This window comes from Shewanella chilikensis (genome assembly GCF_002836945.1).
In the GTDB taxonomy this organism is placed as follows: domain Bacteria; phylum Pseudomonadota; class Gammaproteobacteria; order Enterobacterales; family Shewanellaceae; genus Shewanella; species Shewanella chilikensis.
The window spans coordinates 1-19,440 of sequence record NZ_NIJM01000028.1 but is presented as its reverse complement, the minus strand read 5'-3'; the positions used below and the strand labels follow the sequence as shown (position 1 = coordinate 19,440).

The following is a 19,440-nucleotide window of genomic DNA, read 5'->3' as shown; positions in this document are numbered from 1 at the left end:
GATTATTCAGAGTCGTCGAGTGGTTCTACGACCAGAGCAATATTGTCGCGACAGATGATCTTCACCCGAGTACCGGCCGGGATCTCCGAGCCGTCTCCCAGAGCAGGCCAATCTGCCCCCTGAAATTCGACGCGACCGGTTTTTTCACCCGGTCCAATGGTTTCCTTGACCCGAGCCGGCAGATTAAACAGATCCAGCTCTTCGTCGGTATTGCCAACGTGAGAGTCGCCCCCCACCAAGCGTTGAGTCAGTTGCCTGAAGCTCAGCAGCAAAACGATTGAGGAGATAAACCACAGGGTCAGACTTTGTGCCAAGCCCTCAACCACCCCTACCCAGATGGCCCCGGCGACCACCAGACAGGCTGCACCGAGAAATACCACTATCCCGCCAGGCAATATCAGTTCGGCCAGCATCAGCACTATACCGACTAAGGCCCAATAAAGCATGGGATCCGAAGACGCCATATATCCCTCCCCCAGAAATCAAGTATCCATTCTCAGCACTATATCAGTAGTTACGCACCTTGGCGACATAATATGTCATACTGAGCAATTGAAACGGCCTTGAATGAGCCGCACAAATGACTTTCAGCTCACAAAATTCAACTTTTCTTTACATACCAGTTAACCCGTCTCGAATCCACAGCCCTTAAAATACAAATTAAGCTATTGAATAAAATATAAAACATCGTTAAACGACAAGTATTTCGGCCAGTTAAAAAATCTTTGAGTCCAACGCGGTTTTTCCCTATATTGCCATGGCTTTTTGACCGGCAATCGAATCACAGAATTCAGCCTTGACGAAATATTTCGTCAACAGATAGCTGCCGGCACAACAGCAAACCGCTTCTGACTCTACCAAAGGGAAACTCTAAGATGAAAAAAATCTGCCTGTGCGCAGCTTTGTTGCTCTCACCTCAAGCATTCAGCGAACCACTGGTGCAATGGTGGGATGTCAATGTAACCGCACTCTATGGCCAGGACTATGACCTGGCGCCATCCGACAAACAAACCACTTTTACCCTGGAAACCGCTGGCGGCTGGAAATACGGTGACTGGTTTGTGTTTCAGGACTTTATCAATTTCAACGGCCACAATGGCGGTAAAGACAACACCACTTATGGTGAGATCTCCACCCGTTTCAGCGCCGGCAAAATTCTCGGTAAACCTGTGGGTTTCGGTCCGGTAACCGATCTATCGCTGGCACTGACGTTTGAAGAGGGTGAAGGCCCGGTTGAGACGCTACTCTATGGTGTAGGTATGGATCTCAAACTGCCCTACTTCACCTATTTCCAACTCAACACCTATCGCCGTGACGCCCAAAACAGCGCCAATCTCAGCGATGGCTGGCAATTGACTCCGGTGTTCCGTATGGACATTCCCGTGGGCAACAGCAAGATTGTTTTCGACGGCTTTATTGACTGGGTATTCGCCGCCGATGAAGACGGCTACAAAGAAAATATCCACATCAACCCCCAGATAAAATATGACCTGGGCGCCACGCTCTTCGGTGAAGCCAAAAAGGATAAACTCTTGGTGGGTATTGAATATGATTACTGGCAGAACAAGTATGGTGTAGACGGTGTCGACCAGAACACCTATTCGGTAATAGCTCAGTACCATTTCTGAGCCGGATCATGCTTCATTAAAAAGGCGCTCGTTGAGCGCCTTTTCCATTTTTACCTATTAGGCCTAGGCCAGCAGTTTTCTGGCGGCGTTGACCACAATCGAAACCGCACTGACTTCAGTTTGCTTCATTGTTGCCTCGTTGGGGATCTCTTGTTGGGTACGGTTGACTATCACACCGGCCACACAAGCGGCACGCCAGCCTTGAGAAGCACACATGGTGAATAGAGTCGCGGACTCCATTTCATAGTTAAGTACCCCCATCTCCTGCCACTCTTTCATTGAACCGGCAAAACGGCGGGTTACCCGGCCACTGACGGTATCATAGCGTTCCTGACCCGGGTAGAAGGTGTCAGATGAGGCAGTAACCCCAATATGCGGTTCAATACCGGCATCACGGCAGGCGGCCACCATGGCGGTGGTACATTCGAAGTTAGCTACTGCAGGGAACTCCATTGGTGCAAAGTGCAAGCTGGCACCATCAAGGCGCACTGAAGCTTGAGTCACTATCACATCGCCCACATTCACATGAGGCTGAATTGCGCCTGTAGTACCGACACGCAGGAAAGTATCAACTCCCAATTGCGCCAGTTCTTCTACAGCGATGGAAGTCGAAGGACCACCAATACCGGTAGAGCAGATCACTACCGGCTTACCATCAATATAAGCCAGATAGCTGGTGTATTCACGATGGCTTGCCAGGAAAGTCGGCTTATCCATCAGTTCGGCGATACGTTTAACTCGTTCAGGATCGCCGGGCACAATAGCCAGTGTGGCGCCATCCAACATCTGCTTGGTCAAACCCAAGTGAAATACATCAGCCATAGTGAAAACCCCTTTCAATTTTGATTGTAAAATTCATCTCAATGAGACTCTATCCCAGTATGGAAGCGGATAAGATTAACTTGATCACAGATTTTACGGCAATAATTAAATATTAAGCCGTAACAGAGTTACCAAGTTAGCCACAATTGTCTGACTATTTTTACTGCAACTTGTTCAAAAGCATAGCAGTAAAAGTCCCCACTCACCTCCACCAAACGGTTAATCTTTCCGTTGACCAAGGTCACAAATTCGTCATTTCAAACAGAGTAGGGTTAACACTAATCCCCCAACCAACAGGAGTGCGCCAATGTTTCCGGAATACCGCGATCTGATCACCAGCCTCAAGAACAGCGATAGCCATTTTCAGAAGCTTTTTGATGAACACAATCTGCTGGATAAAGAGATAAAGAATAAGGAAAGCCAACTATCCAGTGAATTTACCCAAGAAGTCAAAGAGATGAAAAAGCGTAAACTGGAGTTGAAAGAACAAGTGTTCGCCATCCTCAAGGCGAACAGTTAATCTAAAACAGACAGGGCGCCTATTGGCGCCCTGTCTAAATCGATCTCAGCAAAAACCTCACTCTTCGCCAAGATTACAAGTAGTAGTCTTGCAAAGGTGGAAAACCATTGAAGCACACCGCCGAATAAGTAGTGGTATAAGCGCCTGTGGTCAACCAATAGAGTCTGTCACCTATGGCTAGCTCCTCCGGTAAACCGTAACTGTACTGTTCATACATGATATCGGCGCTATCGCAGGTAGGCCCGGCAATCACGCAAGGTTGCAGCTCCCCTTGAGCCTCAGTGTAAATCGGAAACTTAATCGCTTCGTCCATAGTCTCAATCAGCCCGGAAAACTTACCGACATCGGTAAATACCCAGCGCTCCAGTGCCGTATTGGACTTACGGCTGATCAATACCACCTCAGAGACCAACACTCCGGCATTGGCAATCAAGGAGCGCCCAGGTTCCAGCACTATCTTGGGCAGCTGCTCACCAAAATCCTCTTTGAGAAAGTGAATGATCTGCTCGGCGTAAGTAGTGAGACTATTGGTCTTGTCGATATAGTTGGCCGGAAAGCCGCCGCCCATATTGATCATCTCCAGCACTATGCCGTGTTCCTCTTTGAGCCGGTCAAAGATCACCTTAACTTTGCCGATTGCCGCATCCCAGGCTCCTATGTCCCGTTGCTGAGAGCCCACGTGGAACGACAAGCCATAGGGCTTTAACCCCAACTCCTTGGCCAGCACCAAAAGCTCATAGGCCATCTCATTCTGGCAGCCGAACTTACGCGACAAAGGCCAATCGGCGGTTTCTGTCCCTTCGGTGAGGATCCGCACATAGACCTTGGCCCCAGGGGCTTCTTCGGCAATCATCCGCAGATCGGCCTCTGAGTCGGAGGCAAACATAGTCACGCCACGCTGGTAGAAGGCTCTGACATCTTTGCGTTTTTTAATGGTATTGCCATAGCTTATCCGCTCAGGGGAAACCCCCAACTCCATCACCATATCCAGCTCAAAGATGGAAGCTATATCAAAATTGGCTCCCTTATCACGCAGCAAGCTGAGGATCTCGGGTGCTGGGTTGGCCTTAACTGCATAATAAACGCTGGCAAAGGGAAAGCTCTGCACCATATCATCATACTGTTTCGCGATGATCTTGGTATCTATCACCACAAAAGGTGTCACCTTATCACTGGCAAAAGCTTTGATACGCTCAAAGGTTTCATTGTCATAGTAATCAGCGACATCAATAGATTGAAATTGGCTCATTGGCCCTGCGTCTCCTCGACATTCAAGTGCGGCGAACAGCCTCGCCGAAGCGGGTTAAAATCCAGCGCAGTAAACGCTATTTCCGCCTCTCACGCAATGAATTTTTATACATTAAAACCAACTTTTTATTCCAAAAATTCAAACCCTAACAACTATAAAATAAAAGCATTAATAATCATGCAATTACTACTTTCACCCTCAAATACAAACCATAATTGCTGCTCGCTTGAGAGCGCTTGGTGTAAGCAGCTACCGGAAACGATAAAGCATAGCGGCAAGCAAGAGAGCAGGGGATATTCGATTTTATGGAAGGGTATGGCGAGTATTTTGCGATTATTTTCAATCGAGCATCCGGGTAAGCTGAATGCAGATATGTCAGGAACGGCATCCTACAGCTGATTTGGAGACTCTATGTCCGCAACACAGATAATGCCGGCGCTGTTTCTGGGCCATGGCAGCCCGATGAACGCCTTGCAAAACAACACCACCACAAAGCAGTGGCAAGAACTGGGACAAACACTCCCCAAGCCCAAAGCGATATTGTTGCTTTCGGCCCATTGGCTGACGCGGGGCACAGCCATTTCCACTGCAAGCCGGCCGCAAACCATACATGATTTCGGCGGTTTTCCCGCCGAGCTCTTTGCCATGCAATACCCGGCCGTCGGCGCGCCGGAGTTGGCGAAGCAGATTGCTGCCAGTCTGAGCATTCCAGTCGCTCGTATCGACTCGCAAGGCTTAGATCATGGCAGTTGGTCGGCCTTGGTTCACCTCTACCCCGAGGCCGATATTCCGGTATTTCAACTGAGTCTGGATCAAAACCTCAGCCCGCAACAACAGTTCCAGGTGGGACGCGAGTTAAGGCGCTGGCGCGAGCAAGGCGTACTGATCATAGGGTCTGGCAATGTGGTCCACAATTTGCGCGCCTTGGCACCAGGCAGCCCACCATTGCCTTGGGCGACCCGGTTTAATCAGGCCGTTACCGAGAGCTTAATGGCAGAAGAATACTCAGCGCTGCTGGACTATAAAACCTTGGTCGATACTGGCACGGCCGAGCTGTGTCATCCAACAGATGAGCATCTGCAGCCACTGTTTTACTTGTTGGGAAGTGCCTTTCCGGGAGAGCACAGGCTGCTGTTCAACAACAGCCTGGAGATGGGGGCTATCAGTATGTTGAGTCTGCAGCTCGGCTAAGACTTGAGCTGCCAAGGGCTCAGTCTTGCAGCCCGGCTTCTTTGAGAGCCTGCTTCAGAGCTTCGGCATCATCAAAATATTGCAGCTTGGTGATGGTCAACTTATCCAGAGAGATCAGGCTGGCGGCATCCTTGGCGGCGGGCAGTAATTTGCTGATCTCACCCTCTTTGTCCAGGGCAATACTGAAAGTCAGATCCCGCATCTGTGGGATGGCAACAAATTTGGCAATCAAGGATGGCATACCGCTGATATCAGCCAGGTAAAAGATACCCGCCTGTTGCAACGCCTGATTATCACGGCCTTCGAGTGCAGTTTTGATAATCTCACCCCCTTTCATACTGCGGCCAAACAACAGATACTTTGCCGAAGTGTCCAACACCATGGTGGCTTCATGCTGATCCTGCAGCGAAATGGGGGCCAATCTATCGCCCACAGTATATTCGGAAGCCTGGATCATAGGGCTGACCAGCATGGTCAGACACAGAGAAAACAAAAACGCAAAAGACTTCATATAGTTCCCTTTTAATTTGCCACAACAAAGAGGCAGAATACCCTGTTATTGAATACAAGTGAGTGACATGACTCAGGAATATTGTGTCCATATCTTGCGGCATTTCAGGAAAGGAGCCAAGCAATGAAAAATACCGGGTTGGAGCTGGAGTTGGCGCAGCTGCAAAATGTTTATGATTTGATAACCGAGTTTTTGGTGAAATACAGCTTCCAACTCCTGGGTGCACTGATCATCTTTCTACTGGGGTTGTGGCTAGCTGCAAAAGTGGCCAACACAGTAGGCCGTCAGTTGGAAAAACACAATGTCGATGTCACCCTGGCCACCTTTGTCACTCATTTGGTACGGATACTGATCATCATAATGATTGCCATCGTTGCCTTGGGTAAACTGGGGATCAGTGTCACTCCCATGGTGGCAGCCATAGGTGCCGCTTCACTGGGCGCCGGTTTAGCAATTCAGGGCATGTTGTCCAACTACGCAGCCGGGGTGACCATTATCGTCACCCGTCCCTTTATCGTGGGTAACACCATCACGGTCAAGGGAACCACAGGCCTGGTCAAAGATATTCGCCTGGGGCTGACCATACTGACCAACGAGGAAGGCGAGCAGATAAGTATTCCCAACAAACACATTATCGGCGAGATACTGCACAACTCCTTTGCCAACAAGTTAGTGGAAACCCACTTCAATATTGACTATAAAGCCGATCCCCAGCAGGCGATAGCCATAGCTCAGGCGGTACTCGGCAGCCATCCCAGTGTCGATGCCAACTCCCCATCACAGGTGGGTATCAATGGTTTCAACAGCACAGGCATAGATATAGGTGTGCGCTATTGGGTTCCCACTGCCAGCTATTTCCAGGATAAGTACCAAATAAATCTGCAAATCTGGCAAGGCCTGCAACAAGCAGGGATCCAGATCCCTTGCCCGGCACGGGACATAAGGATCACTGAGCGGCAAGAAGACTGATCACAAGCCTCTTTGCCACTCGGCTCGCAGGGCGAAACGTCCTGCGAGCGCCTCCTCAACCATTGCCAACAACCTGGCTTTGTCTCGCCCTAGTACGCCTTTCAACACCAAATAGTTGGAAGCATGATCCGAGCGGAAAATGGTCTGCTCCAACTCCAGCTCCTGCAGTAAATAACGCATCTCCTGCAACAGTTGTCTTTGATCCGGCATTTGAAAGTCGCCATCAAACGCACTATCCATTCTTTCCTGGCCAAGTGGCAGAGTTACCACCAGAGTGCTGAGATAATCCGGCTGCGCCGCATTCATCAGCCGCGCTGAATTAAGTGCGTGTTGCTTTGATAAGTCCACGCCACCCAGACCATTGAGTATCATCACAGATGACTTTATTCCGGCAGCCCGAATTTTCTCCAGCGCTGCCAGCGAGGAGGCGTAACTCTCTCCCTTGCCAATACGGGCCAGCACCTGGTCATCACCACTCTCACAACCGACATACAGCAAGGATAACTTGAGTTGCCGCAGCCGCTGTAGCTGCTCCACACTCTTATTGCCTAAGTTGCGTGGCAGGCAATAGCTGCTGATACGACTGACATTGGGCAAGTAGCGATGAATCAGCTCACAAATCTGTTCCAGCCTGGCAAAAGGCAAAGTCATGGCATCACCATCGGCCAAAAACACCCGGCTCACCTCAACTCCGGAAGCTGCAACCCGTCGCAGATCTTGCTCCACCTTTTCCAACTTAAACGCTCTGAAGCGCTTTTGCTCCTGGGTATACATGTCACAAAAGGCGCAGCGGTTCCAGCTGCAACCATTGGTTACCTGCAGTATGAGAGATTTCCATTCCGATGGCGGCCGGAACACAGGTTCAATATATGACAACATGCGGATCCTCCTTGATGACCCAATCACTATCACCCCTTTATGTTCCGGTAACGACCGGGCTTAAACTTTGGGGCTAACACTGAAGTGCTAAATTAGTCTGTTTTTTGCACAAAATCATGTTTTAAGCCATGTAAGCCTGTTACATTAGCCAAATACGTAACAACTGCAGCGCCTTATGGTCAGCGAGTGCCAACCTGGGTAAAAGTCACTATGATCGCCACACAAGTACCTGACAGACGAAAGCCGGATGCCGACCAGGTCAGCAATAGCATCCATTGGCATGCCATGACGGCCGAGCAACAACTCGCCTTCTATCGCTTACAGGGATATGGTTATCGCTTGCTGTTTGTACGTAATCTTCTCAGTGGCCCCTTGGCCATCATAGCTCAGCATGCGCAGCTGGCGACCATCTCCTCGGCAGGTGAGCTGGACTTGCAACCGGATATTCGCCTCCGAGCCTGAAAAATGCCCCTACCGGGGCATTGGTTTTAAAGCCTACTTCAGTTCATCCTGAAAATATCAGACGATAATTTCCTGATAAGTTTCTACATGATGAGACTCTACCAGCTCAGGCATCTGCTGATGGAAATAGTGCTGGATAGCGTCTTTGGCGCAGTGCTGTTCGAAAGATTCGATATCGACAAACTTCTCAATGAAAGTGATCCTGCGCGGCTCATCGCGACTCTGATTCAACTCGTAACGAATGCAACCATCCTCCTTGCGAGTATCCGGGATTAGTGCCGCCAGCACCTCAATCAAGGCCTGTTCTTTGCCTGGTTTGGCCAGAAAGCTGGCCACACATACTATTTGACGCTGGTTTATACGATATAATGACATTCAAGTGTCCTTCTTTTGAGCATGCAACAACATATCCAGGTGGGGAATGCCATCTTCCAGATAGACCTCTGAAACCGCTTCAAACCCCAAACTCTGATAAAACGCCCGCAGATACTCCTGCGCGCCAATCTTGATATCTTCAGCCGGCCACAGCTTTTGACAATTGACAATCGCCTCTTGCATCAGTTGTCTGGCACGGCCACCACCACGGGCCTTGGCCGCAACGGCCACCCGGCCGATACTGACCTGGGAATAACTGACCCCGGCAGGCAGCAACCTGGCATAGGCCAACAGCTCTCCGGAACTACCGCGGCCTAGTAGGTGCATGGCCCCCGCGACTCTGTCTTTTTCATCCAACTCTGGGTAAGGGCAATTTTGTTCTACCACAAAGATGTCCACCCTCAGTTTCATCAATTCATAGAGGGTGTCCGGGGTTAACTCTGTAAAGGGTAATAATTGCCACTGCACGGGTAGTTCTCTGTTATTTCTCGGAAACTCAGCCTACACCAGTCTGAAATCCGGCGCAAAATATCTCAGCAATGAGTGCGATAGGGGTAAAGATGTATGACCAAGAGACGCATGATCCAATCATTGGGCCAGCCCCTCGATGTGGTCGCTAAGACGGTGAGCGCCACAAAGAGAAGTACCGAGTTAAGCGCCAAGCCCTCTCCCGGCGTATCCTAGAACTATTGGGGAGAAAAACGAATTAACATCTGCAGTAGGTGGGATAGGTTTGGCGCCGGAGGCCGGTGACAGACTATCGATAACACCAGTAAAGGTTTGGTCGGGAAACGCATCTAAATAGGTCTGTATCGGCGAACCGGGTTACCAATGTGGAAGTCGGGCTCTGTCGAGTCCCCTTACCTCACACAACCCCATCCGGCACCAAGGGTCGAGCACAAGCAATATCAGTTTTTATATCAGCACTGTTTATGGCTTCCATAAATATTGACTGCCGACGTCACTAATCACATTCCAAGAGAGCCGAAAATAACGCTGACGGCCTCACTCATTGACATCATTAGACTCCTGAAGTTTGCAGTGGTATTTTACAACTGTCTCAGTAGATTTATTAGATACCCTATACTCAACCCACTGTTTCACAGGCGTAACAATAAAATGGATCTCAATCGGATACAGATTTTTGCACAAGTTGTTGATAAGGGAAGCTTTACCGCCGCAGCTAAGGCAATGGGCATCACCAAGGCGACCGTTAGCCGTAAGATAGCCGAGTTGGAACACAGCACTGGAGTACAGCTTTTACTACGCACCACCCGCAGCCTGAAACTGACTGAGGCAGGGTCTATTTACTTCAACAAAGTCAATAAAATACTCACGGACTTACGCAGCGCCGAAGATCAACTCAGCGCCAGTCAGCAAACTATCCGCGGCAACCTGCGTATCGTTTGCCCGATAGAGTTTGGCCAGCAGGCTCTCGGCCCTGTGATTGCCAAGTTTCTGGAAGACTATCCACAAATGCAGATTGAAGCCGAACTGACCAACCGCAAGGTAGATATGGTCGAAGAGGGGATCGATGTGATGTTTCATGTGCAGGGATTGGATGACCCGAGACTGGAAAACTTCCGCCTGATAAATGCCCACAAGATGCTGATGGCCAGCCCGGAATATCTGCAGAAATTTGGCACACCGGCCTCACCCGATGAGCTATTGAAGCACAAAGGAATACGCCTGGCATCACCATACATAGATGGCAACTGGCGAATATTTGATGGCAAGCAGTGGCAAGAGATCATTCCCGACAGTCGCTTGCAGGTCAACAATATCACCCTGGCCAGAGAAGCCGCCATAGATGGCCTTGGGATCGCCAGCCTACCTATGATGATTGCCTATGATGCATTGCAGCGAGGTGACTTGCTGCCGATACTGCAAGATTTTCCCATGGAGCATGTCACTGTCAATCTCATCTATCCCAAACGCGCCTATCTACCGAGAAAATGCCGCACCTTTATCGAATACTTCTATGAGGCCTTGTTCCAACGTTGGGGCAATCTGGTATTGGACACCCCTCCCTATGTCATTCCCCCGGAGAATTTGGCACAGATGACCCCGACCAATATCTGCTGTGACCATTGAGGGTTTGCTTTTACGATCTCCTTGGGCTATGGTGGGTGTTGGTCATATTTTCCCTTATTTTTAAGTGCTTGCACTTGCATTGATGTTGCGGAGGCTCATTATGTACAGTCACACTTTTTCTCTCAAGAGCACCTCACTGACATTTCCAGTGTAAGCCGGGTGCGGCCGCGCATCCGGCAGTAACAAAGTTTTCTATTCATTTTCCGTTTCAGCCTGTGAGGTTGTGGTGGTGTATAAATCTTTGTCTGCACTGGCAGATCTATTTTCATTCAAAACATCGCAGCTCTATCTGCAAAACTCGTTCAATGTCTCATTGAGACCACTGACCCTGGCATCGGTGATCGCCAGACTGGCGCAACCCTGTCCCGGCGGCGGTGTGGTGCACCCGGGAACCAAGGCGCGCCTGCAAAACCTGAAAACCGGCGAATTTCTGGAGGTAGAGTTGGTTTATCCACAACAACATGATCCCGACTCCGGCCGCTATTCGGTATTGTCCGATCTGGGCGAAGCCCTGCTCGGATGTACGCTGGATGAACTGATTGAAGTGGATGTACCAGGTGGCCCCGTGCTGTTTCAGATCTTATCGCTGAACCAGCCAAGGCCCTGCCTGCCAGCCTGATTGCATGCTTATAGACGCTTAACAAGAGGAGACAGTGCCTTGAAGTGTTTAATTCAGCCGTGAACTGCCCCGACAGGATGATCCGGGGTTTGGCTTAATCCTTTGACCACCGCCTCTTTCCCGGTCGGTCAAAGGGGAAACAGCCCTCTCTCCTGGCAAAGCGGCGGCGTGGAGAGGGGTCATTGAAGAGGAGATACGCTCATGAGTAAAGAAAAAGCGAAGAAAAAACCAACTAAATCCCTGAAAGAAAAACGACGGGAAAAGCGCGAAAAACGCGCAGATCAGGAGTAAGCCCAAGCTACTCCGAGAGCTTAGTTTCGAGCCACCTTTTGGGCGCCTTAAGGCGCCCCTTTTTTTCAAGGAAGAACAAGGGCACTTCCTTGGGCCAGTTGTTGCCTGTAAGCCTGTGGTGTACAACCGGCATACTTGCGAAACAAACTAATAAAGGGCGAGGTTTGATGATACCCCAGCGTCAATGCCACCTCTTTTACTGATATCGCTTGCCGCAGCAATTGTAAACTGTGGATAAAGCGATAACGTTGCCGCCACTCGGTATAGTTCATCCCAAGCCTTGCCTGGCACAAGCGCGCCAAAGTGCGTTCTGTTGTCCCCAAGGTATCTGCCCAGGCAGCAAAACTGCGCCCGCCCTCAGGTACGGCTTCCAGCTCGGCAGCTATGGCTTGCAACATGGGATGGTCGGTTACCGGTAAAAAAGGCTGCACTTCCCTGGCCCGACTCAATTGATCCAATAGCACCTTAAGCAGCCTTTGATCCTCAGGCGTATGGGCCAGCTCAACACCTCTTGAGTTCAAGTCCATCAAAATAGCTTCCGCTATCGGACTCAACTCCAGCAGGCAGATGTGCTTGGGCAGCCTGGTAGCCAGTTCCTGCGGCACATTCATTGAACTGTACTGCACGCAGCGGCGCATGTAGCTCTCATGTTTTATACCGGCCGGGATCCAGATACCGCACTGCGACAACGACATAAAGCGCCGCCCTTGAGCCACCAGCTCCATCAAACCACCGCGACTCAATTGCAGTTGCCCCCAGGTATGGCTGTGCATGGGTGTCAGCGTATCGGGTGAAAACTGCTGGTAATAGAAAAACACCTGTGAGCCATCACCGGGATGCTGCTCAGGTGGATGATAGATGTTGGCCATATGCAAATGTCCGAAGGCGGATTGAACTTGTCTGATAGCAGATATATATATCACATAAGACGTGGAATAATCTGCCCCTATTATCTATCTGTTAAGCCTTGTTCTTAGGGCTGAGGAGTCCTTTTTTGTATCTTTTTCCATTATTGGCGGTAGCCATCTGGGCCGGCAATAGTCTGGTTAATAAACTCTCCGCCGATGTTATAGCGCCGGAAGCCATCTCTTTCTACCGTTGGGCCTTTGCACTTTTGTTATTGACCCCAGTGTTGCTTCCCGGGGTTTGGCGCCGCCGCGCCATGATTCGCCCTCATCTTGGCAAACTCGCCGTGTTGGCCAGCTTGGGAATGGTGCTGAACCAAAGCCTGGCGTATTTTGCCGCCGCGACCACCAGCGCCACCAATATGGCGCTGATCACCTCTCTGGTGCCGGTTCTAAGCCTGCTACTGGCGGTGTCTTTGCTCGGAGTGAGGCTCTCCAAATTGGCTCTGCTGGGCGCCTTTATCTCTTTCAGCGGTTTGCTGTTTATGCTCAGCCAAGGCGACTTGGCCCGGCTGTCAACCTCTGTGGTACCCGGCGATCTCTTGTTGTTGCTGGCCGCCGTGGTCTACGCCCTCTATGGCGTGCTGTTAAAACGCTGGTCGCTGCAACTGCCGACCTGGGACCTGCTGTATATGCAGATACTGTTCGCCGTGTTCATGCTGTCGCCCCTGCTGCTCTTTGCCAGCAGTATCAGCATCACCCAAGCTTCACTGCCCTTGATAGCCTATGCCGCTATCTGTGCCTCGATTCTGGCGCCTTGGGCCTGGATCAAGGCGATTGCGTTGCTGGGCACAGAGAGAACCGCCATCTTTATGAACCTGATGCCAATCTTCACCGCAGTGCTGGCATCCACGTTACTGGGTGAGCAGTTGGGAGTCCCTCACTATGTCGGCGGTGCCTTGGTGCTGACCGGGGTCAGCCTGGTGCAGTATCGTGCGAGACGCCCAAGAGCCATGCTCAAGGCGGAAGCGCTTTAAAGGAAGGTTGTGGCAGCGACTGATTCGCCCAGGCTTTCACTCACTCTCTCACACAATCTTTCGCACGGCCCTGGCCACTTTGTAGTGAAATACTCTTGGGAAATTCTCGCAAAGGGCCAGGGCCATTGGCTGCGAACCGCGCCTTGCATTCAGGCATGCAAGCCGACACAGTGCACAGATAGAACTTGTTCGCGCTCCTTAGTCAAATACCATCTCAAAAGCAAAGCGTTATTCTCAAATATTCTATTGAAGCCGACAGCAGTATTTCGGCAACAGGCGTAAAATATCCAGGTCGGCCCAGGCCGACCAACTGGTTGAATCACGCCGGTGTCTGACTGACCGGTATGCCAGCTGTAAGTGGATCTTAAATTGCAGGAAGCGGGGAGAAAAACCCCAGCCAGGCTTTCGCTATCAATGGAATCAACACCATGAAAGAGCACAAAAACAGCAAAGAGCAAAAGAAGAAACCCATGCACTCTGCCAAGGAGAAGCGGGCCGCCAAAATGGCCAAGAAGCAGGCCAAACTCAATCCTGTGGAGAATATCAAACAAGGCAAATGACCCTCTCCCTTCACAGCCCCTGTTTGGCAATAGATAAAACGAAAGGCGCTCAATCGAGCGCCTTTCCCTTGTGCAGTGGAGTGTCAGCCGGAGCAGCAATCCCTCCGCAGCCAACGCCTGGGGATCTTATCGTAAATCACCTTGGCCATCAGCAGCGCCAGAACAATCCCCGACCAGTTAACCACGGCCTGTGGCAGTAACTGGTGCTCTTCCCCTATCTGCGGCATCACTTCAAAACCAAAGTTCGCCACCAGCAGGTTCACCAGCATTCCAGCCAGCAGCGCCACTCCGAGTACCCCGCCAAGATAGCCGTAAAGCGCCCGTTTACCCATCTCTTTAGCGACTACGCCTAGGGTGGCTATGTTGGTGGCAGGTCCCGCCAGCATAAACACCAACACGGCGCCCGGGGAAACCCCGGCCAGCAGCAAACCTGCCGCTATCGGCGTCGAAGCAGTGGCACAGATATACATGGGGATTGAGATGAGAACCATCACCAGCATGGCCAGAATACCGCCGCCCCATTGGGCCAGGAAGTCTCCCGGCACATAGGTCTGTACCAGTGCGGCAAAGAACAACCCCACCAGCAACCAGATGGCGGTGTCACGCACCAGATCCGTGGCGGCATACTTGAGACCGGCCAGCACTCTATGCAAGACAGACTTCGACTTGAGTTCAGCTGCCATGTCGTCACTGTCGCAGCAGCTCGAGGCCGATTGCGATGATGAACAACATGAAGCCGCCTCTACCTTAGGTTGAGAGCAGCAGGACTGAGTGGCTTCCTCCTTGACCGAAGAGCAACAAGACCCGCCGGCGGTGCTGGCCTTAGCGGTACTGATCTTAGCCGTACTGCAGCAGTCTGCCTCTTGCACCTTGGCCGGGGCACAGCAGGAACTCTGAGCTTGTGTCGGCGCGGCCTTGAGAGGACTGTAGTTGGCGGCGCCTACCGGCTTGAACTGAGCCGCAGTTTTGGCTTGAGCCTTCTCCGGCTCGCTCTTCTTCACTGCCTCAGAGGGCAAAACCGGCTCATCATCGCGGCCAACCAGCAAACCTGCCACTATGGCACTGCACACCGCGGCAATGGGCCTGACAATCGCCATAAAGGGGCCGAGCAGAACATAGGAGACAGTGACCGAATCGACGCCGGTTTCCGGGGTCGATACCAGAAAAGAGGTGGTAGCCGCCTTGGAGGCGCCGCTGCGTCTCAGGCCAACAGCGGCCGGGATAACGCCGCAGGAACACAGCGGCAAAGGCGCGCCCAGCAGGGCCGCCTTGACCGTGGTCTTGAGGCCATGGCCCCCCAATTGTTTTTGCATCCAGCTCATGGGAACAAAAACCTTTAGCAGCCCCGCCAGCACCAGCCCCAATAGCAGCCAGGGGGCCGACTCGAGAAACAGCTCAATAAAATTATCCATCAACATGATTTTGCGCCCCTACTTACACGGCTATTGGCATGACTGTGCTTGTGACCCTTGCCGGTTTCGACTCTGGGGGACAGCTCATCGTCACAGGACTCCAACGCCTCCAAAATCGAACAATGCTCGGCACTTTCAGGGCCGCCACAGCAGGTATCAGACAGTAACTGCAAAGACTGGCGGAACTGATTAAGCTCGGCAATTTTCTGCTGGACCTTATCCAACTTGTCGTCCACCATGCCTTTGACATCGCTGCAGGCACGGTTGGACTTATCCAGTTCAATGGACAAAAGCTCGGCTATCTCCCCCAGGGTAAAACCCACCGCCTTGGCCCTGAGAATAAACTTCAGCCGCTCGGCATCCCTGTCGCTGTAGACCCGGTAACCGGAGTCGGTGCGCATAGAGGGTGCCAGCAGGCCGTGTTTCTCGTAAAACCTCAGGGTATCGGCCTTGATATCAAAGCGCTTGGCCAGTTCACCTATCCTGTACATATGCAGTTCCTGCTAATAATTCCTATTCAAGTATAAAGCTTAGAGCTTAATCCAAGGTCAAGTGTTTTTTATCCCGCTTCGGGGTTTTGGCTTGTTCGCAGAGCAATATTGTGAAACGCGTAGAAAAAACACCGCCACAAATTGTTTTACGTTAAAATACAGCGCGCCTTGAGGGTTCCCGGACCATTCGAGGGACTTTTGGAAAACAATGCAAATCAGCACTGCCTGGTTTTCCGAAAGATCCTTGAATATAAAAAAGTGGAATACTGTACCCAAATGAATAATGCCAGACCCATACGTCGCGCGCTCTTGAGCGTATCTGATAAGACCGGAATCCTGGAGTTCGCCAAGGCGCTGCATGCCCAGGGCGTTGAACTGCTGTCCACCGGAGGCACCGCCCGCTTGCTGGCGGATAACGCTATACCTGTCATTGAAGTTTCAGACTACACAGGTCACCCAGAGATCATGGATGGCCGGGTCAAGACACTGCATCCCAAAGTGCATGGCGGTATTCTCGCCCGTCGTGGCCAGGACGAAGCCGTCATGGAAGCCAACGGCATAGGCCCGATTGACCTGGTGGCCGTTAACCTCTACCCCTTCGCCGAAACCGTTGCCAAGCCGGGTTGTACCCTGGAAGACGCCATCGAGAATATCGATATCGGCGGCCCGACCATGGTGCGCGCCGCGGCCAAGAACCATAAAGATGTCACCATAGTGGTCAACGCCTCTGACTATCAACGCGTACTGGCAGAAATGGCGGCCCACCAGGGCTCAACCACTCTGGCGACCCGTTTCGATCTGGCCATTGCCGCCTTTGAACATACGGCCGCCTATGATGGCATGATAGCCAACTACTTCGGCACTCAGGTTCCGGCCCACAGCAAGGACGAGTGTCATCAGGATTCCAAGTTCCCGCGCACCTTCAACACTCAGCTGCTGAAGAAACAAGATCTGCGTTACGGCGAGAACAGCCACCAAAGTGCCGCCTTCTATGTTGACCTCAACACAGACGAAGCCTCGGTCGCCACTGCCGTGCAGCTGCAGGGTAAGGCGCTGTCTTACAACAATATCGCCGACACCGACGCCGCACTGGAATGCGTCAAGGAATTTGAGCAACCCGCCTGCGTTATCGTCAAGCACGCCAACCCCTGTGGTGTCGCCCTGGGCAGCGATCTGCTGGACGCCTACAACCGCGCCTTCAAGACAGACCCTACCTCGGCCTTCGGCGGCATCATCGCCTTCAACCGTGAGCTGGACGGCGCCACTGCGGCGGCCATTGTCGAGCGTCAGTTTGTTGAAGTGATCATCGCTCCTAAGGTCAGCGAGCAAGCCCGCGAGCTGGTTGCCAAGAAAGCCAATGTCCGTCTGCTTGAATGTGGTCAGTGGCAAGGCCGTACCAAGGGCCTGGATTACAAGCGGGTCAACGGTGGTCTGCTGATCCAGGACAGAGATCAAGGCATGGTAACCGAGGCCGACCTCAGGGTGGTCAGCAAGCGTCAACCTACTGCCGAAGAAATCAAAGATCTGCTGTTCTGCTGGAAGGTCGCCAAATTCGTTAAGTCCAACGCCATTGTTTATGCCAAAGACGGCATGACCATAGGGGTGGGCGCAGGTCAAATGAGCCGGGTCTACAGCGCCAAAATCGCCGGTATCAAGGCCGCCGATGAAGGCTTGGTCGTGGAAGGTTCAGTGATGGCATCCGATGCCTTCTTCCCCTTCCGTGACGGTATCGATGCCGCTGCTGCTGCCGGTATCAGCTGCATCATTCAACCCGGTGGCTCAATCCGCGATGAAGAGGTGATTGCCGCTGCAGACGAGCATGGAATGGCCATGGTATTTACCAATATGCGCCACTTCCGTCACTGATAGTCAGCAGGCCCAAACCGGCCTGCACTGATGCAATGAACTTATCGCCGGAATAACCTCCGGCGATTCGCCGTAACAAAGCCCTGCCCGGCCTGAACCTGCCCGCAAGGCGTTAAGCGAAACAAGGATAAGAAGATGCAAGTACTCGTGATTGGTGGTGGTGGTCGTGAACATGCCCTGGCCTGGAAGGCAGCGCAATCTGCCGCCGTGGAAACCGTATTTGTTGCTCCGGGGAATGCCGGCACGGCGCTGGAGCCCAAGCTGGAAAACCTGGCGATAGAAGCCACGGATATCCCGGCGCTGCTGGCCTTTGCCAAGCAACAACAGATAGCCCTCACCATAGTCGGCCCAGAGGCCCCTCTGGTACAGGGTGTAGTCGATGCCTTCCGCGCCGAAGGCCTGAATATCTTTGGCCCCACCGAAGCGGCGGCGCAACTGGAAGGCTCCAAGGCCTTTACCAAAGACTTTCTTGCCCGCCACCGGATCCCAACCGCCGACTACCAGAACTTCACTGAAATTGCCCCGGCCAAGGCCTATGTTACCGAGCTTGCCGGTCGCACTGGTTTCCCTGTGGTGATCAAGGCCGATGGTCTGGCCGCAGGTAAAGGGGTAATCATCGCCCAGGATCAAACCGAGGCCGATGCCGCCATCGACGATATGCTGGCAGGCAACAAGTTCGGCGAAGCCGGCTCCAGAGTGGTCGTTGAGGAGTTTCTGCGCGGCGAAGAAGCCAGCTTTATCGTGATGGTCGACGGCAACAATATTCTGCCTATGGCCACCAGCCAGGATCACAAGGCCCGTGACAACGCCGACAACGGCCCCAACACAGGCGGCATGGGTGCTTACTCCCCGGCGCCGGTCGTCACCCAAACAGTGCATGATTGGGTCATGGCCAATGTTATCCGGCCAACGGTTGACGGCATGGCCGCCGAAGGCAATGTCTACACCGGCTTCCTCTATGCCGGCTTGATGGTTGCCGCCGATGGCAGCGCCAAGGTGCTGGAATACAACTGCCGCTTTGGCGACCCCGAGACTCAACCTATCATGATGCGCCTCAAGTCGGATCTGGTGGAGCTCTGCCTGGCCGCCTGCCGTGGTGAGCTGGACAAGGTCAGCGCCGAATATGATCAGCGCGCCGCCGTCGGTGTGGTCATGGCCGCCGGGGGCTATCCTGATGATTACCGCAAGGGTGATGTTATCGAAGGGCTTTCGCTCGGCAATAATGAAGCCAAGGTGTTCCACGCCGGTACCAAGATGGTCGATGGCCATGTAGTCACCAATGGCGGCCGGGTATTGTGCGCCACCGCGTTGGGCAACACAGTGACCGAGGCCCAACAGGCCGCTTATGCCCTGGTGGATGAAGTCCATTGGGACGATGTCTATTTCAGAACCGACATAGGCTATCGCGCCATCGCCCGCGAGCAGGCATAACGGCTTTCACTCTGTTAGCCAGACTCAACAATCAACAAACAAGCCCGGAATTTTCCGCAACGTAGTTCACTTAAGCGGAGCTGCCTTGTGATTAACAGGATATCGGGTCTTTGATATTTTTACCGCCCTAGGCCGATTTGGCTTAGGGCGTTTGTCTATAAAGAGGATGGACAAGTCTCCTCGCAGAC

Annotated in this window: 21 protein-coding genes; 11 read left to right on the top strand and 10 right to left on the bottom strand. The window is 52.2% G+C overall.

All coding sequences use genetic code 11. The annotated features are described in order from the left end of the window. Positions 1 to 2: 2 nt before the first annotated feature. Entirely contained in the window at positions 3 to 464 is a 462-nt protein-coding gene (locus tag CX651_RS12030) for an NfeD family protein (protein ID WP_101056246.1), read from the bottom strand. A 411-nt stretch (positions 465 to 875) separates the two neighbouring features. Between CX651_RS12030 and CX651_RS12025 the strand changes: the two genes are divergently transcribed. Next, positions 876 to 1,628, top strand: a complete 753-nt coding sequence (locus CX651_RS12025) for an outer membrane protein OmpK (protein ID WP_101056245.1) — start codon at positions 876 to 878, stop codon at positions 1,626 to 1,628. Between the two features lie 63 nt (positions 1,629 to 1,691). On the opposite strand, the gene udp is transcribed toward CX651_RS12025, so the two are convergent. Continuing rightward, positions 1,692 to 2,450, bottom strand: a complete 759-nt coding sequence (udp, locus tag CX651_RS12020; RefSeq protein WP_101056244.1) for a uridine phosphorylase — start codon at positions 2,448 to 2,450, stop codon at positions 1,692 to 1,694. A gap of 307 nt (positions 2,451 to 2,757) precedes the next feature. Between udp and CX651_RS12015 the strand changes: the two genes are divergently transcribed. Further along, on the top strand, positions 2,758 to 2,970 hold the full coding sequence (locus tag CX651_RS12015) for a YdcH family protein (protein ID WP_101056243.1): 213 nt from the start codon (positions 2,758 to 2,760) through the stop codon (positions 2,968 to 2,970). A gap of 73 nt (positions 2,971 to 3,043) precedes the next feature. Here the strand turns inward: CX651_RS12015 and CX651_RS12010 are convergent, their stop codons facing one another. Then, positions 3,044 to 4,219: a type III PLP-dependent enzyme gene (locus CX651_RS12010; RefSeq protein WP_101056242.1), complete on the bottom strand. Its 1,176-nt coding sequence runs from the start codon at positions 4,217 to 4,219 to the stop codon at positions 3,044 to 3,046. A 411-nt stretch (positions 4,220 to 4,630) separates the two neighbouring features. On the opposite strand from CX651_RS12010, the gene ygiD reads away from it, so the two are divergent. Then, complete coding sequence (gene ygiD, locus CX651_RS12005) at positions 4,631 to 5,410, top strand: 4,5-DOPA-extradiol-dioxygenase (RefSeq protein ID WP_101056241.1); 780 nt, start codon at positions 4,631 to 4,633, stop codon at positions 5,408 to 5,410. 19 nt (positions 5,411 to 5,429) lie between these two features. Here ygiD and CX651_RS12000 read toward each other — a convergent pair whose 3' ends face one another. Further along, complete coding sequence (locus CX651_RS12000) at positions 5,430 to 5,921, bottom strand: hypothetical protein (RefSeq protein ID WP_101056240.1); 492 nt, start codon at positions 5,919 to 5,921, stop codon at positions 5,430 to 5,432. A 123-nt stretch (positions 5,922 to 6,044) separates the two neighbouring features. Between CX651_RS12000 and CX651_RS11995 the strand changes: the two genes are divergently transcribed. Next, positions 6,045 to 6,890, top strand: a complete 846-nt coding sequence (locus CX651_RS11995) for a mechanosensitive ion channel family protein (RefSeq protein WP_101056239.1) — start codon at positions 6,045 to 6,047, stop codon at positions 6,888 to 6,890. On the opposite strand, the gene CX651_RS11990 is transcribed toward CX651_RS11995, so the two are convergent. Continuing rightward, a complete protein-coding gene (locus tag CX651_RS11990; protein WP_101056238.1) occupies positions 6,891 to 7,769 on the bottom strand; it encodes a radical SAM protein in 879 nt (292 codons plus the stop codon). Positions 7,770 to 7,979: 210 nt separating this feature from the next. Here CX651_RS11990 and CX651_RS11985 point away from each other — a divergent pair, with 210 nt between their 5' ends. Next, complete coding sequence (locus tag CX651_RS11985) at positions 7,980 to 8,231, top strand: hypothetical protein (RefSeq protein WP_025011550.1); 252 nt, start codon at positions 7,980 to 7,982, stop codon at positions 8,229 to 8,231. 57 nt (positions 8,232 to 8,288) lie between these two features. On the opposite strand, the gene CX651_RS11980 is transcribed toward CX651_RS11985, so the two are convergent. Both CX651_RS11980 and CX651_RS11975 read right to left on the bottom strand, forming a co-directional pair. Continuing rightward, complete coding sequence (locus CX651_RS11980; protein WP_101056237.1) at positions 8,289 to 8,606, bottom strand: putative quinol monooxygenase; 318 nt, start codon at positions 8,604 to 8,606, stop codon at positions 8,289 to 8,291. After that, the gene (locus CX651_RS11975) at positions 8,607 to 9,074 is read right to left on the bottom strand and encodes a GNAT family N-acetyltransferase (RefSeq protein ID WP_198552052.1); all 468 of its coding nucleotides are present in this window, start codon (positions 9,072 to 9,074) and stop codon (positions 8,607 to 8,609) included. Positions 9,075 to 9,725: 651 nt separating this feature from the next. Here CX651_RS11975 and CX651_RS11965 point away from each other — a divergent pair. Both CX651_RS11965 and CX651_RS11960 read left to right on the top strand, forming a co-directional pair. Continuing rightward, positions 9,726 to 10,700 (top strand): LysR family transcriptional regulator, encoded by a 975-nt coding sequence (locus tag CX651_RS11965; RefSeq protein ID WP_101056236.1) that lies wholly within the window; start codon positions 9,726 to 9,728, stop codon positions 10,698 to 10,700. Positions 10,701 to 10,929: 229 nt separating this feature from the next. Continuing rightward, the gene (locus CX651_RS11960; RefSeq protein WP_224867961.1) at positions 10,930 to 11,319 is read left to right on the top strand and encodes a GreA/GreB family elongation factor; all 390 of its coding nucleotides are present in this window, start codon (positions 10,930 to 10,932) and stop codon (positions 11,317 to 11,319) included. Between the two features lie 356 nt (positions 11,320 to 11,675). Here CX651_RS11960 and CX651_RS11955 read toward each other — a convergent pair whose 3' ends face one another. After that, positions 11,676 to 12,479 carry an AraC family transcriptional regulator gene (locus CX651_RS11955; RefSeq protein ID WP_101056235.1) on the bottom strand — a complete coding sequence of 268 codons (804 nt, stop codon included), beginning with the start codon at positions 12,477 to 12,479 and terminating at the stop codon, positions 11,676 to 11,678. A gap of 125 nt (positions 12,480 to 12,604) precedes the next feature. Between CX651_RS11955 and CX651_RS11950 the strand changes: the two genes are divergently transcribed. Then, positions 12,605 to 13,492, top strand: a complete 888-nt coding sequence (locus CX651_RS11950) for a DMT family transporter (protein ID WP_101056234.1) — start codon at positions 12,605 to 12,607, stop codon at positions 13,490 to 13,492. Positions 13,493 to 13,920: 428 nt separating this feature from the next. Continuing rightward, on the top strand, positions 13,921 to 14,052 hold the full coding sequence (locus CX651_RS20260; RefSeq protein ID WP_263619495.1) for a hypothetical protein: 132 nt from the start codon (positions 13,921 to 13,923) through the stop codon (positions 14,050 to 14,052). 83 nt (positions 14,053 to 14,135) lie between these two features. Here the strand turns inward: CX651_RS20260 and CX651_RS11945 are convergent, their stop codons facing one another. Then, a complete protein-coding gene (locus CX651_RS11945; RefSeq protein ID WP_101056233.1) occupies positions 14,136 to 15,470 on the bottom strand; it encodes an SO_0444 family Cu/Zn efflux transporter in 1,335 nt (444 codons plus the stop codon). After that, entirely contained in the window at positions 15,464 to 15,955 is a 492-nt protein-coding gene (gene zntR, locus CX651_RS11940) for a Zn(2+)-responsive transcriptional regulator (protein WP_101056232.1), read from the bottom strand. Before zntR ends, CX651_RS11945 begins: the two co-directional genes overlap by 7 nt. Before the next feature lie 276 nt (positions 15,956 to 16,231). Between zntR and purH the strand changes: the two genes are divergently transcribed. Both purH and purD read left to right on the top strand, forming a co-directional pair. Next, the gene (gene purH, locus CX651_RS11935) at positions 16,232 to 17,821 is read left to right on the top strand and encodes a bifunctional phosphoribosylaminoimidazolecarboxamide formyltransferase/IMP cyclohydrolase (protein WP_101056231.1); all 1,590 of its coding nucleotides are present in this window, start codon (positions 16,232 to 16,234) and stop codon (positions 17,819 to 17,821) included. Positions 17,822 to 17,956: 135 nt separating this feature from the next. Next, positions 17,957 to 19,252 (top strand): phosphoribosylamine--glycine ligase, encoded by a 1,296-nt coding sequence (gene purD, locus CX651_RS11930; protein ID WP_101056230.1) that lies wholly within the window; start codon positions 17,957 to 17,959, stop codon positions 19,250 to 19,252. The last annotated feature ends 188 nt before the right edge of the window (positions 19,253 to 19,440 follow it).